Origin of the sequence: Hymenobacter sp. GOD-10R, from assembly GCF_035609205.1 — a bacterium.
GTDB lineage: Bacteria > Bacteroidota > Bacteroidia > Cytophagales > Hymenobacteraceae > Hymenobacter.
This window is the reverse complement of the sequence record NZ_CP141188.1, coordinates 77,648-92,276: the sequence shown is the minus strand read 5'-3', so window position 1 is coordinate 92,276 and position 14,629 is coordinate 77,648. Positions and strand designations below refer to the sequence as shown.

Below are 14,629 nucleotides of genomic sequence, written 5' to 3'. Positions count from 1 at the left end.
CGGTGAGCACTCCCCAATATCCTTCCCTCTTGATCTGACACGCTACGGATTGCCTGAAGGTCAGGCTAGCCCGTTCTCGCGATTACGGCTGCTTTTCTAAGTCCCGAAATAGTCTGCCACTCTATTCCTTTTTTCATTCTTAATCCCGTTCCGTTATGAAACGAATACTATTATTTTACCACAAGAATTGGCTGAATACATGGCTGCTAGGTTTATTACTTAGCCTCAGCACTCCATGGTTAGCGCATAGCCAAACGACCTCCCCCTTCAACGTACAGGTCACTCCAACGGGACCAGTAACCCTATTAGCCGGTCGCAATCAGACACTGACAGCCACAGCTACTTACCCCGCCTTTTCAGTCGGAGCCGGCTTCAATGGAACTGTCAATGCCGTGGCCTTGCAGCGCGATGGCAAGGTGGTGGTGGGCGGCGAATTTACCGCTTACAATGGCATCACCCGGAACCGGCTGGTGCGCCTCAATCCTGATGGCAGTCTTGACCCGAGTTTTAACGTGGGCACTGGACTGGATGGATCGATCAACGCGGTGCTCGTACAACCTGATGGGAACATAGTAATAGGTGGCATGTTCAACAGCTACAACGGGACAGCACGCAGCAACTTGGTGCGCCTAACCGCTACCGGCAGCATAGATGCCAGCTTTCGCCAAAATGGCAGCGGACTCAACGGGGCGGTTAATGCCCTCGCATTGCAACCTGATGGGCAGTTAGTAGTAGGCGGTGCCTTCACCAATTATAATGGTACAGCCCGCACGTTCCTGGCCCGTCTTACCACGGTCGGCAATCTCGACATTTCCCTCGTGCCCAGCCTTAACTTTGCCGTGACGCTACTGGCTCGTCAAACGGATGGCAAGCTTGTAGTGGGAAACACATCGACGCTAGTGCGCCTGATGTACAATGGCCAATTGGATCCGACCTTTACCAACTCGCTAGTATCCTCCTCGCGCTTCGAGACTATCCGCTTGACAGCCTTGATTCTACAACCAGATAATAAAGCTATCGTCGGCGGCTACATCCAGTATAGTTCGGGATCTGCCAACAGTTTGGTTGCGCGACTCAACCTAAGTGGCGGGCAGGAATTTCGCTATAACGACCCCAACCTAACCACCCTAGGCGTCACAGCGCTGGCCATACAGGCCGATGGCCGCATCCTAGTCGGGCAATCTAGTTTTGGAGCGCCTCCTGCAGGGGGGAGCGGGTACGTTAACAACTACCTGGTGCGACTGACAGCGGCCGGTAACCAAGAAGCAGTTTTGGGTAGCGCCGTCAACTTCAATGCGCTCCGCCCTGTGGCCGCCATCGTCGTGCAACCCAACGGGCAGATTATCATTGGCGGCTCGTTTGTTACTTATAACGGCACAGCTCAAAACCGTCTAGCTCGCCTCGATGCCAACGGCGCGCTTAACGCGACAGCAGTACCCGTTGCAGGAGCCAACTACATATGGAACACGGGCGCCACAGGTCCTAATTTGACGGTAACAACAAGCGGTACCTATTCAGCCACAGCCACCTTCGCTGGCCAATCCGCTACTTCCAACGCAGTAGTAGTCACAGTGATTCCAATCCCTACTGCTCCTTCATCCTTTACCGTGCGGGTGACGCCAGACGGGCCAATTGCCCTGCCAATTGGTGGCAGCCAGACGCTCACTGCTACGGCTCTCTATCCCGCTTTTGACACCGGGGTCGGCTTCACTGGGCCCGTGACGACGCTCGCCGTGCAGCCCAACGGTAAAATCTTGGTCGGAGGTAGTTTTACTGCTTACAAAGGTATGCCGGGCGCCCCGGTAGCGCGCTTGAACGCGGATGGAAGTCTGGATGCTAGCTTCCAAGTGATGCGTGCAGGATTGAGCGGTAGCGTACAAGCACTCGTGGTGCAGCGCGATGGAAAAATAGTAGTAGGCGGCAGCTTTCAACTGAATCGTGGCGCATTGCGTTATATAGCGCGCTTCAACGCCGATGGCAGCCTAGATTCCACCTTTGTGGGGGGAAGCACCGCTGCGGGCTTCAATGGTACTGTTAATGCCTTAGCCGTGCAGGCCAACGGTAAGCTGCTCGTTGGCGGGACCTTTACCCTGTATAATAACATACCTCGGAACCGGGTAGCACAGTTGAATGCTGATGGGAGCTTGGATACCGGATTCTCCTCGACGGGGTTCAATGGGAAGGTAGCAGCGCTCGCAGTACAAGCGGACGGCAAAGTGCTGGTCGGAGGTGATTTTACCAGCTACGGGACGACCCTACGAGAAGGTATTGCCCGCCTGAACCCTGATGGGAACCTAGATGAGAGTTTTGTGCCCCCTATAGCTAACTTTAACTTTACGCGGCATATCCGCGTGCTACTCGTGCAAGCGGATGGGAACGTGCTGGTAGGTGGTGACCGGACCTTCATTAACAATACCCAGTTAGTGTACCTGACGCGGCTCACAGCAAGCGGGGCTGTAGATAGGAGCTTTACCGACTGGAGTGATAATTATGGTTACGTCAATACGCTGGCTATGCAAGCGGATGGCAAACTACTCATCGGCGGCTTTCTTGTCTTTGATAATGGCACCACGCGCCTAGCTCGGCTGGGTATCAATGGCAGCCTCGAACAAGCCTTTGCCCTGTCCGGAACATGGAGTGACGCCGTAAACGCAGTGGTACCCCTATCCAACAATCAGTTTCTAGCAGGAGGAAATTTTCCCCAAGGCATTACTCGCCTCAATGCCGACGGGAGCGTCAACAATACCGCTACGCCTGTCGTGGGGGCCAATTACACCTGGAACACGGGGGCTACCGGGCCTAATCTACTAGTAACGACGAGCGGTTCTTTTTTGGTTACAGCCACCCTCAATGGCTACTCTGCTACATCCAATGCCGTAATAGTTACGACCCCTAATACAAGTACAACTCGTCGTATCAATGCGGGTGGCATGACTCTGACGACAACGCAAGGTACTTTTGCGGCCGACCAATATTTCTCGACTGCCAGCGCGACCGCCAGCGTTACGGCCCCTATTGCAGGTACAACCGATGATGCACTGTACCAAACGGAACGTTACAGCACCAACGGGCAATTGCGCTACGCCGTGCCTGTGACTAATGGCGCGTACCGGGTGGTACTACACTTTGCTGAAACGTACTGGACCCAAGCCGGCCAGCGTGTGTTCAACATCGCCTTGGAAAACACAACCGTGCGCACTAATTATGACATCGTGGCCAAAGTCGGGCCGTTGACGGCTACTACGGAAACCTTTACCGTAATGGTGCTAGATGGTGTGCTGAACCTAGATATGAGCGTACCCTATCTGAGTGGAGGGCGAGACCAAGCGAAGCTGTCGGGTCTAGAAATTTTGCCGACTACTAGCAGTCAGGGGGCACTGGCTATGGCACCAGCGGATAAGCGTTCAATTACCACCTCTACGTTACAGGTGTACCCCAACCCCACCACAGATGGCTACTGCACATTGTCTTACTCATCAGTGCAGGCCCAGAGCAGTACCCTTACCCTAGTTGATCACCTAGGCCGCCTGGTGTATGAGCAGCCGGTGACGTTGCAGGCTGGTCCTAACTACGTGACAGTGTCGCCGACTCTAGTACAGGCGGGTATTTATCAATTTGTGTTGCGCACAGCCGATGGTCAGCGCCACAGCCAAAAAATAGTGGTACAGCCCTAACCGAAGCTTGTGTTCCGTTCTTACTAGAAAAGTCACTCCTACAGCGTAAGAGTGACTTTTCTAGTAAGAACGGGTAGAAGACGCACTTTAAAAGCCTGACTATAGCCACAGTAAGCTCAGCACTTAGCATAGTATACGGTGTAGTAAGCATAACTCATAAGGACTTGATCGTAATGCCTTGCAGTATATTTCAATTATATATTGGTTGCTTGTAGCGCCTAATTAGTCAATCGTTTTTGGGCAGTTTCACGCCTGCCAAGTACCCCTCTTGTTCAGAAAAAGAGGTAAACCGTTCCGGATGGAGCAGTAGGGGGCAGCTACTTAGAGGCATTCGGTACTCACCGGCCGAACGCATCACGGCCCGGTAAACGACGCTGGGTCGCTTACCGAGACGGGTGTGAGGACGTACCGCTGTGGGTGCGCACCGTCAGTTATTGCTTGACCACGCGCACCTGCTGGGTGCCCGAATTCGTGGTCAGGCGCATTAGACACACGCCGATCGGATAGCGGCCTAGGTTCAGGGTGAGGTGCTGGCACTCGCCCACCACGACAGATTGGCCTCGTCTTAGGAGCATCAACAATCTACATTCCTGTGAAATAGGAGCAGTTTCTCGCGTAGTCTGTTCAGAAAATCTATCAATAGCAAACGATTAACCTCTTTCCAGACAAGAGACAACGTGAATGGATCGTGGGCTACCCGTTTGCACGCAAGTAGTTTCTAGGTCACTTATCGCTCCTAAAAGGGCCACCCGCGGGATGTACTGTACTCTTCATCTCTTATTTCCGGCACCTTCATGCTCCACATAATAGCGACTGATCGCACAACTCCAAAATGTATAACGTCAATGAAAAAATCAAATTTTTTTACAGATAATTTTATATAAATAGCAACGAGGGAGCTGTTTTTTACTTTTTTCGAAATAACTAAAGGCTTTATTGCTTTGCTCTCTCATGTTAATCACGGCTTTTTCCTATCCTTTCACCAAATCTCTTATCGATGAAAAGACTTTTATTGTTCACCTTTTTGCTTGTGATTAGTCTGTTGCAACAGGCTATTGCACAAGACCGATCTATTTCCGGCCGCGTGACGGACGCCGCCGGAGGTCAAGGGTTACCAGGGGTAACCGTGCTGGTGGTAGGCACCACAACCGGAACTTCAACGAATGCTGATGGGAACTTCTCCCTGAGTGTACCTAGCTCCGCTACTACCCTCTCGTTCACCTCGATTGGCTACGTAGCGGTAGAGCGCGCCATCGGCACCGCCTCCACCCTCAACGTTAGTCTGGCTTCTGACACGAAGCAGCTAAACGAGGTAGTCGTGACAGCGCTAGGGGTGGAAAGAACCCGGAACTCGCTACCGTATGCTGCCACGCAAATAGAAGGCGAAGATGTCACGAAAGCACGTAACCCAAACTTTGTCAGCGGCTTATCTGGCAAAGTAGCGGGTGTAAACATCCGGCAGAATAACTCCCTTGGGGGCTCTACCAACGTAGTGATTCGGGGCACCAAGTCGTTGTACGGAAACAACCAAGCCCTCTTCGTAGTGGATGGCGTGCCGATCAGCAATGCCAACACGAACACCACCGACCAAGCCACCGGCCGCGGCGGTTATGACTACGGCAACGTAGCCGGCGACGTCAACCCCGATGATATTGCTTCCGTCACGGTGCTGAAGGGTGCGGCCGCTACGGCCCTGTACGGCTCCCGCGCTTCAAACGGGGTAGTACTCATCACGACCAAAAAAGGCAAGAAAGGCTTAGGCGTTACGGTGAACCTAGGGGCGCAGATGGGCTTCGTTGATAGAAGCACCTTTGTTAAATACCAAAAGGAGTATGGCGCTGGCTACGGCCCTTTCTACGGTCCTGATGAGAAGAGCTACTTCAACCAACGGGATATCAATGGTGATGGCGTGATTGATTTAGTAGTTCCGTTCACCGAAGATGCTTCTTACGGAGCCCCTTTCAACCCTAATCAGCTGGTGTATCAATGGAATTCGCTAGATCCTAGCTCTCCTACTTATCATCAGGCTACCCCGTGGGTGGGTGCCAAGAATGATCCTAACTACTTCCTACAAGACGCGGTATCGCTGAACAACAACTTTACCATCGACGGCGGTAACGATGTGGCGACCTTCAAGCTAGGCTACACGAACACCTACAACAAAGGCATTCTGCCCAACAGCAAGGTAGAGAAGAACATGGTCAACCTGGCGGCGTCGTTCAAGCCCACGGCAAAGCTAATGACTAGCGCCACGATCAACTTCACCAAGAACAATGGCCTAGGCCGTTACGGTACCGGCTACAGCGGCTTCAATGTGATGGAGCAGTTCCGGGAATGGTGGCAGACCAACGTGGATGTTAAGGAGCAAAAAGAAGCTTACTTCCGCAACCGGCAGAACATCACCTGGAACTGGCGGAGCCCTACTGACCTGCGGCCCATCTACTCCAACAACCCGTACTGGGTGCGTTATGAGAACTACGAAAACGATGAGCGCTACCACTATTTCGGAAATGCAATAGCTAGCTATAAAGTCAACGACTGGTTTGATATTATGGGTCGCGTGACCTTGGATTCGTACGACGAATTGCAGGAAGAAAGAAACGCGGTTGGTAGCACCGGAACACCTTTTTACTCCCGCTACAACAGAACGTCGCGGGAATACAACTACGACCTGATTGCCAACTTCAACAAGAACATCACCGACAAGTTCAACATCAGAGGTTTGATTGGCACCAACTTTAGGAGAAACCAGATCAACTCTATATTCGCCCAAACCAGTGGCGGTCTGGTGGTACCTAGGTTGTATTCGCTCTCTAACTCTATTAACCCGCTCAACCCACCTACGGAAGTTGATCAACGCTGGGGCGTAAATGGGTATTTCGCCAGCGCTACGCTGGGCTTCAAAGACCTAGCTTTCTTGGATTTGACGGCCCGCCGCGACGAGTCTTCCACCTTGCCCAAGGGGAATAACGTCTACTACTACCCTTCCGTAGCAGGCAGCTTTGTTTTCTCAGAGCTCCTGAAAGAACAAGCTCCTTGGATGTCTTATGGCAAAGCACGCGTCAACTATGCTGAAGTAGGCGCAGATGCTCCTGTTTACTCTATCTATAACTCGTACGGAAAACAGGATCAGGAAATCAACAGCTCCACTAGACCTTCTGTTGGTGGCTACGGCTCTGTTCCGCTGTTCTCACTGCCGAACACGCGGAACAACCCTAACCTGAAGCCCGAAAGAACTAAGAGCGTTGAGGCTGGCGTTGAAGCCGCCTTCTTAAACAGCCGCATCGGGTTTGAAGCAACAGTTTACAAATCGAACACGGTCGATCAAATCATTCCTATTCAGGTATCTACCACCACCGGTTACGGTTTCAAATACGTGAACTCCGGTGAGGTAGAAAATAAAGGGGTAGAGCTTTCCGGCTTTGTGACACCTATCAAAACCAGCAATTTCACCTGGACAGTGAATGCCAACTGGACGCGCAACCGCAACAAAGTACTCAGCTTGGCTGAAGGCACTTCCAACTTGGTTCTGGCTAGCTACCAAGGCGGTGTATCGTCCAACGCGACCATCGGCCAGCCATTCGGTCTGATCCGCGGATCTGGTTTCACTTACGTGAACGGCGAAAAAGTAGTGGGCACCAACGGCCTGTATGCTAAATCGCCCGCTACGACGGTAATCGCTAACCCTAACCCAGCTTGGCTAGGCGGTATCTCCAACACAGTTTCGTACAAAGGCATCTCCCTGTATTTCCTGGTAGACATGCGCCACGGTGGCCAGCTGTTTAACCTTGACACGTACTATGGCTACGGCAGCGGTCTGTATAAGGAAACTACCGGCTTGAACGACCTAGGCAATCCATCCAGAAGCCCAATTGCTCAAGGTGGCGGCGTGATTCTGCCCGGTGTTAAAGCCGACGGCACGCCAAATGACAAGCGTATCGAGAACTTGTCTGCCATCTATGGTAACGACGAGCCCGCTCAGATGCACATCTATGACGCGGGTTTTGCGAAGCTGCGCGAAGCTTCGCTGACGTATTCCTTGCCTAAGCCGTTGGTTTCCAGAATTGGATTGGTAAAAAGCATCGACCTTTCGATCACTGGCCGCAACCTTTGGATTATCAGCAAGCACGTTCCCTATGCTGACCCAGAGGATAACTTGGGCGCGGGCGCGGGTGGCAACTTTGGTCTAGGCTATATGTCAGGCAGCATCCCAGCCACGAGAAATATTGGCTTCAACTTAAGATTCCAATTTTAATTGAAACTAAACCAAGATTTAATTGGAACATAGATGAAAAAGACACTTTTGTTTTGCATTCCGGCGCTGCTGCTCGCAACTTCTTGCAGTAAGCTAGATGAGCTGGATAATATTAACCCGAAAGCGGCTTCGACTATACCAAGTACAAGTTTGGTTAGCAATGCACAGCGCATGTTAGCTAACACCGTTGCGACGCCGGATTATAACCTTAACCCTTTCCGACTGTACGTACAGTACTGGGCGGAAACCACTTACCCCGACGAGAGCCAATACAACATCGAAATCAGGACGATCAACCGATTCTTCTGGGACCCGTTGTATAGAGACGTGCTGAGTGACCTGAACGAAGCCAAAAGGTTGATTGCGGCAGACCCGCTGTTGAGCGTTACGGATCCGGTAGCCCGGGAAAAGGTCAGGGCCAATCAACTAGCATCCGTTGAGGTACTGCAAGTGTATGCTTGGATGGTCTTGGTAGATACCTTTGGTGATATCCCCTACTCAGAGGCCCTGGATATCGATAAGTTGAATGCCAAGTTTGATGATGATGCTGCGATTTACAACGACTTAAGTACTCGTTTGAATACCGCAATCGGACAATTTGATGCAGCCAACAATGGGTTGGGCAATGCCGATTTATACTATAAAGGCTCTACGGCAAACTGGATTAAGTTTGCGAACTCACTCAAACTACGCTTGGGCATGACCCTAGCCGACGTTGATGCGGCCAAAGCAAAGACGCTAGTTGAGGCGGCAGCTCCTAACGTATTTACTGCCAGTACGGATGATACCAAGCTGACGTACTTATCAAGTATTCCGAATGCTAGTCAGCTGTGGGTATCCTTGGTAAACAGCGGCAGAGCAGACTTCGTGGGGGCCAATACCTTTGTTGACAAGCTGAATGCGCTGAAAGATCCTAGGATAAGCACGTACTTCAAACCGGTTGGGGGAGTCACGCCCACTACTTACAAAGGCGGTACGTACGGAGCGCCCAACTCGTACGAAGCCAACTCTGCTCCGGGCACAGTGCTGGAAGATCCTACCTTCCCCGCAACCCTACTATCTTACACAGAAGTACAGTTTCTGCTAGCCGAGGCAGTGGAAAGAGGCTTTGCGGTAGGTGGCACGGCAGAAAGCCACTACAATGCAGCCATTACGAACTCTATTGTGGCGGACTGGAAAGGAACTGCTGCCAGCGCAGCTACCTACCTAGCTCAGCCTAGTGTTGCCTACGCTACGGCAGGCACCTCCTACAAGCAAAAGATTGGTGTTCAAAAATGGATTGCGCTATATAACGAGCCAGTAGAATCGTGGAAGGAGTGGAGAAGGTTGGACTCCCCTGCTTTAGTAAAACCTGCGGCTGCCATATCGGATATTCCGCTTCGGTTAACTTACCCCACTACCGAAGCTAATTTGAATGGTGCTAACTACAATGCGGCAGCAACTGCAATAGGGGGAGATGTAGTTACTTCCAAAATATTCTGGGACAAGTTTTAAAATCATACAACTTAGATGAATCAGGGCTGCCAAAATGGTAGCCCTGATTTTTGTGGCTAGCAGGGCAGCGAGGGAGAGAGCGGCAGCATGATTGCATACAGAAGCAGTAGACTTGACTTGGAAGAAACGCTGACAAAGCAGATGACCTAGCCTCCGCAGGGGCGAGGTCATCTGCTTTGTCAAGTAAAACAGGGGTACCAGCTCCGCCGCTTGAAGCGTTAACTCGCTGTTACGGCCGTACTGCCAGGCTATGATGGTCAGCTTCATCGTCAACTTGGCGCGGAGTGGCACTTCAGTAAGGGTGAGCGTATTGCCCTTGATCTCGGCTCTTGCTACCTCTCAGCTGGTGAACTCACGCTGCGCTTGGTGCTCATCAAGTAAGCGAAACGAGAAGCTCTAAAGCAACAATCTTAACCTCGTTTAACTGAACAACTGTCCGCCTAAGAAGAGGGGCAGTTGGGAGTGGTACAAGGGCGAGAAAATGGTTCAATCAAGTTGTTCACTAATCAAAGTACAACTTGCTTCTTGGATTCATGAGAAAGGTGTACTGTGAAGGAAATACTCCTGCTGGTTGGCTAACTATTTAGTGGTTTGAATGCGTAGGTGGCCCTGGATCTTGCATCCCGGCACGCAATGCCGTGAGCGCCGCCAGAACAGTGGCAAGGGTTGGTCCCTGCTGACTCATGGTTCTAGCTAGCGGACTACGGTCCTGTAAAGCGAGCTCGGCATCCAATAACGCCAGTAGGCGCGCACGAATAGGCTGTGCTGCTACGAGTTGCTGAAGATGACGGCCCAGTACGCGGGCTCCAACCAGCAACGTCAGCTTGGTCGTATCTGGGGTTTCCTCTTCCGAGAGCAAGTCGAGATGGTGGGTATAGATCTCCTCGGTCACTAAGTCGAAATAGAGGGCCAGCAAGCCCCAGATATCGGTGGCATCTTTGCCCCGCTCGGGCCGATCCTGCCACGCTAGCAGCTTCAAGATGACGATACCCGGCAAAGTCACGACTCGCCAAGGCTGCCCCGCAGGGGTGATCATGGTTGCCGCGCCCGCTAGCACTTCGGTAAAACCCACCGTAGAGATACGCTCCACCCCTCGAGTCGTGAAGTGCACCGTTCCCGCTTCATCGGCGATGGCCCCGAAAGGCATCAGGTCGATCGTGACCCGGCTTGCGTTGGGGGCCGGCTCGTATAGTAAGCAGAACGCGCTATGCGCTGTCAAGCGAAAGCCCTCGCGTTCCTGCAGCCAGCTCAGCAGGGCCTCGTATTCGGCTGTGTCGTGAATGAACACCGCCAGGTCCAGATCTTTGGTCATACGCCGCGCTGGCTCGTCATAGACCTGGGTTAACCAGATATCGCGGGCCACTGCGCCGATCAGGTAGAAGTCAATGCCGAACTGCGCAAAGCCGCGCTCCAAGGCTTCCATCGCTTGGCTCATACCCGCTGGTTGTAGGTGCTCAGGCCAGATCGGATAAGTAGCGTTCATGCAGCAAGTGGGCCACTTCCCGGTTGCGGGGATCGGCTGTTAGGAGTAAGTCGGCATAGACCAGTAACGGGGGTACGGCTTGTGGGTAGACTCTCTCTACGTTTAAGGATGTTGGCATCGGAGAAAGCACTTCTACGTTGCCAGCAGGATCCGGTACCAGCCGCAACTGGCCCATGACCGCACTGCGCGGTAAAGTTGAATAGATAGTAAAGAACTCCGGCAGTAAGTAGCCGTCGAGCAGTAGATGCGCCGCGGGTTCGCTGCCCCACGCCGCCTGAGAGCCAAGCTCTATGACTTGCCAGCCTTGCCGAGCCACGTTCGAATCAAGCCAGCGGTAGCGCTGGGCGGCGAGCTTAGGGCGGACTACCTCCCCGTAGGCTTCCACCCAGCGGCGTAGCACTTGCGTTGGTTCTGTCCAGCGGCGGATGCCCTCTTCCTCGCGCAGGAGACCCAGTTGTTGTAAGCTACGCAGCAGGATACTTACGGAGCCTAGGGCTACCTGGGCCTGCTCGGCCAGACGGCGGTAACTGGCTTGTAAGAGTGCAGGCGTACTCAGTAAATGGTAGAGCAGCTGCACGCCCGCCGGTTGAAAAGCCCGCTGCGGCCCATGCGCTGCCACTTGTGATTGCCGTTGCCCACGGATCAGCACCAAGAAGGGCGGGTCGGTCGAACGGAGGTAGGCATTCCCCGCCGTATCGAGATAACATACCCCCTGGCGCTGCAGCGCTTGTCCCAGTGCATCGGATACATACGGAATAACCAAGACAGGTGGCTCAGTGCTTTGCTGGTTTCGGGTGCGTAATTGCGCCAGCATCGCGGGAGTAAACTTTCGCTTAGCTTCTACTCGAAAACCGCAGGCTGGTTCCCCGATCAATAGTCGACCGTCCAAATGGAGGTGAGGATCACTTGTGGCTGCCACCTGTGGCTCCTGTACCTGAACTGGCTGTTGCAACTGCTCCTGCAGGGCCGCCGCTGCCAGATCCAAGAGGTTTTGCTCCGTCCAAGTGTTCATTATTATCGTATGTTCATGTGTAATGAACACGTAATAATAATGAACAGCCAGCATTTAAGCAAACAGTAGAGGGGCTGTTTACGGCGCTTTGAACCTAGAAAAAAACGCCTGCCGCTCTTGCCTTAGCGGCATTGCTGCATACTACTTATGCAGGTTTCTTGCTTATCTACAAGCATCGACGGCCGCAATGAGCAGTATATATTAATATATTTTAATATTATTGCAGCAGCTATCTTATTCTATTCTCTGCTACACTTATTCCAGTCTGAAACCACGGCGGCCTAGTGTCGGATGAGATCTGGAGAAGCAAAGCGCCCCTTTACCGTTTAAAGCGAATCAGGCTCTCGTGTTATCGCCATTCTATCGCCTCTTGCGCGGCGTGTTCCCCCTGCCTGCGCTTACAAAGTTGCCTATGCACGTCGTGTTGCTGGGTATTTTCCTGCCGCTCCCTTTATGGGCGCAGCGCGCCAAGCCCATCACCGCGCCCCTGGCACCACCCGACACGCTCTACTTCGATCAGGATTGGGAACGAACGCAGGTGCCGGAGGACCGCCAGTACGCACGCATTGTGCGCCATACGGCGGACGGGAAGCCCACGGGGACGGTACGCGACTATTTTTATCCTTCCTGGAAAAAGCAGTGGCAAGGGAAATTGGTGCAGGAAGCGCCGGATGTCCCTAGTGGGCTGTGTACGGCCTGGTACGAAACGGGGCAGCTACACTTTCGCGGCACGTTCGTACAAGGCGAGCGGCAACGCGATTACCAGCAATGGCACGAGGACGGGCGCCTCGTACAATGCCGCTATACCTATCAGGACGCCTTGCCCGTGAGCACGGCCAAGCTGCATTCGTACTATAACTCCGGCAGTAGTCGCACGGTCTTCGTCGTCAATCTACCGGAAGGCACCGTCGGGGCCATCTACAAGCTAGATGTGCGCGACGAGGGACAACCGCCCATTAGCTGGAGTACGGCGCTAGTATTAGGGGCGGTGGCTTTCGATCCAACTATGACGACCACCGCTACCTTGCTGACCGGGGCGAAAGCATTGGCAAGCCAGAACCGCGCGGATGCCGCTCCCGCCGTGAGCACCCAATGCCACTGGTACATCACCGATCAGCCAGAGGCCGCCAAAGAGTTCATGGCTACCAAGGGGCGCATCACCAACACGGCGGATTGTTACCGCGTAGCACGCAACATCACGCAGGAAACGCGCGAGTTATCCGTGCGTGCGGGAACGCAGCGACTCTACGTTTGCGTCGACAACAATAACGAGATTACCTCCGCTACCGCCACGCTCAGCGTGTCGGCTTTGGTTCAAGCGTGCAAGTAGCCTACAGGTGAGCAAGCTCAAACCTGTTAAGACTTATTAAGGCGTTGATCCAAGTAAAAGCAACAAGCAGATAGTATGGCTAGATAGGGCTCCGTAATAGTTACTACTTCAGCGACTATTACTATTTATTCTAAAATTTTCTATATTGGTATGCTGACTACCATCATGTAAATCTATTCATTGGGGTGCAGGATGCTATCAATCGCTATTCTTATACAGTCCTTCTTATGCTTTCCACCCGATTCCTCTCGAGCTATTGGCTAACGACGTATCCTACCTTGCACAACGGCAAGAGGAGCGTATCTATTGGCGCTATGATGCGCATGCACACTTAGCTTATCAGCGGCTGCCTGTTTAGTAGGTAGTTCAGTACTCTGATAAAGCACCAACAAGGACCGCTGCGGGATGCAGCGACTACTGCTCCTGCCTGGTGGCCAAACATTGGCTCCTTTCCTAGACACTAGCTACACCGAGGTACAAGGCGCATTTCACCAGTACTGGTATGCTGTGAAGGAAGTCACTATCCGTTTCCTGCATTGCTTCTGCGTCTTTATTGTAATCTACTGATGTGATTTTCGTTTTTCTCCACTTCTTACTATTTACTTTTCTATAGCTGTATGTCAGACGACCTTGATGCCCCCGAATTAGGCATGCAGGCGCTCTTTACCAAAGCCCTGTTATTATTCTACACTAGTTTGTTCGCCTTTACTGGTAAGGCGGAAGCAAGTCCTTTTGAAAGCGGGGCCTCGCTCAAACTTGATGAAGACTTTGTGGCCCGGTTGCGCACGCTCAAGCGTAAGCCGCAACTCGTGCTTAAGCTAAATGCTGCCAATCCGCTGGCTAGCAAAGCTATGATGCATACCTCCCATAGTTCGCACCGGTCTCACAGTTCCCATAGCTCGCATTACTCTTCTTCTAGCAGTGGGCACAGCTCGCATAGCTCGCACAGTTCCCACTATTCCTCGGCTAGCTATACGACACCTTCCAGTAGCTCTAGTTCCTATTCCACCCCTTCTGTCCGATCCTATACACCTGCTACTTCTTCCTTTAAGATTAAGATGAAGACGAAGAAAGCGAGTGGTTCTCGGGCGAGGTCTACTAGAGTCCCCTCGTATACTACTCCAACTTATTACTCCGAAAATGGGGAAGTATTGCTGCCCGTTTACGATCTAGGCGCCCGCGTACTGAAACTTGGCGATCGCGGTACGGATGTGCAAGCGATGCAGAAGCTTCTAATGGCGCTTGGTTATCAGCTTACAGCCGATGGCAACTTTGGTTTGACGACGAATGCAGCAGTGAAGGCCTTTCAAAAGGAACAAGGTTTGACTGCTGATGGCGTGGCAGGCCCACAAACCCTTACTCTGCTTCAACTCCCCTAAGT

Annotated in this window: 8 protein-coding genes; 5 read left to right on the top strand and 3 right to left on the bottom strand. The window is 52.6% G+C overall.

Annotated elements, in window-relative coordinates; genetic code table 11:
* The first annotated feature begins 155 nt into the window (after positions 1 to 155).
* Positions 156 to 3,674 carry a malectin domain-containing carbohydrate-binding protein gene (locus SD425_RS29260; RefSeq protein ID WP_324680600.1) on the top strand — a complete coding sequence of 1,173 codons (3,519 nt, stop codon included), beginning with the start codon at positions 156 to 158 and terminating at the stop codon, positions 3,672 to 3,674.
* 431 nt (positions 3,675 to 4,105) lie between these two features.
* Here SD425_RS29260 and SD425_RS29255 read toward each other — a convergent pair whose 3' ends face one another.
* Positions 4,106 to 4,249, bottom strand: coding sequence for a hypothetical protein (locus SD425_RS29255; protein WP_324680598.1), 144 nt, complete (start codon positions 4,247 to 4,249; stop codon positions 4,106 to 4,108).
* 422 nt (positions 4,250 to 4,671) lie between these two features.
* Here SD425_RS29255 and SD425_RS29250 point away from each other — a divergent pair, with 422 nt between their 5' ends.
* Both SD425_RS29250 and SD425_RS29245 read left to right on the top strand, forming a co-directional pair.
* On the top strand, positions 4,672 to 7,929 hold the full coding sequence (locus tag SD425_RS29250) for a SusC/RagA family TonB-linked outer membrane protein (RefSeq protein WP_324680596.1): 3,258 nt from the start codon (positions 4,672 to 4,674) through the stop codon (positions 7,927 to 7,929).
* Between the two features lie 33 nt (positions 7,930 to 7,962).
* Entirely contained in the window at positions 7,963 to 9,423 is a 1,461-nt protein-coding gene (locus tag SD425_RS29245) for a SusD/RagB family nutrient-binding outer membrane lipoprotein (protein ID WP_324680594.1), read from the top strand.
* Positions 9,424 to 10,006: 583 nt separating this feature from the next.
* Here the strand turns inward: SD425_RS29245 and SD425_RS29240 are convergent.
* Positions 10,007 to 10,906, bottom strand: coding sequence for a nucleotidyl transferase AbiEii/AbiGii toxin family protein (locus tag SD425_RS29240; RefSeq protein ID WP_324680592.1), 900 nt, complete (start codon positions 10,904 to 10,906; stop codon positions 10,007 to 10,009).
* Positions 10,878 to 11,918: a type IV toxin-antitoxin system AbiEi family antitoxin gene (locus SD425_RS29235; protein ID WP_324680589.1), complete on the bottom strand. Its 1,041-nt coding sequence runs from the start codon at positions 11,916 to 11,918 to the stop codon at positions 10,878 to 10,880. The genes SD425_RS29240 and SD425_RS29235 overlap by 29 nt, the downstream gene beginning before the upstream one ends.
* 412 nt (positions 11,919 to 12,330) lie before the next feature.
* On the opposite strand from SD425_RS29235, the gene SD425_RS29230 reads away from it, so the two are divergent.
* Both SD425_RS29230 and SD425_RS29225 read left to right on the top strand, forming a co-directional pair.
* The gene (locus tag SD425_RS29230) at positions 12,331 to 13,248 is read left to right on the top strand and encodes a hypothetical protein (protein ID WP_324680587.1); all 918 of its coding nucleotides are present in this window, start codon (positions 12,331 to 12,333) and stop codon (positions 13,246 to 13,248) included.
* Between the two features lie 617 nt (positions 13,249 to 13,865).
* Positions 13,866 to 14,627, top strand: a complete 762-nt coding sequence (locus SD425_RS29225) for a peptidoglycan-binding domain-containing protein (RefSeq protein ID WP_324680584.1) — start codon at positions 13,866 to 13,868, stop codon at positions 14,625 to 14,627.
* Positions 14,628 to 14,629 lie beyond the last annotated feature (2 nt).

Coding starts and splice junctions, on each gene's coding strand:
- SD425_RS29250 (WP_324680596.1), top strand. CDS start 4,672: ATGAAAAGACTTTTATTGTTCACCTTTTTGCTTGTGATTAGTCTGTTG.
- SD425_RS29240 (WP_324680592.1), bottom strand. CDS start 10,906: ATGAACGCTACTTATCCGATCTGGCCTGAGCACCTACAACCAGCGGGT.
- SD425_RS29225 (WP_324680584.1), top strand. CDS start 13,866: ATGTCAGACGACCTTGATGCCCCCGAATTAGGCATGCAGGCGCTCTTT.
- SD425_RS29255 (WP_324680598.1), bottom strand. CDS start 4,249: ATGCTCCTAAGACGAGGCCAATCTGTCGTGGTGGGCGAGTGCCAGCAC.
- SD425_RS29245 (WP_324680594.1), top strand. CDS start 7,963: ATGAAAAAGACACTTTTGTTTTGCATTCCGGCGCTGCTGCTCGCAACT.
- SD425_RS29260 (WP_324680600.1), top strand. CDS start 156: ATGAAACGAATACTATTATTTTACCACAAGAATTGGCTGAATACATGG.
- SD425_RS29230 (WP_324680587.1), top strand. CDS start 12,331: ATGCACGTCGTGTTGCTGGGTATTTTCCTGCCGCTCCCTTTATGGGCG.
- SD425_RS29235 (WP_324680589.1), bottom strand. CDS start 11,918: ATGAACACTTGGACGGAGCAAAACCTCTTGGATCTGGCAGCGGCGGCC.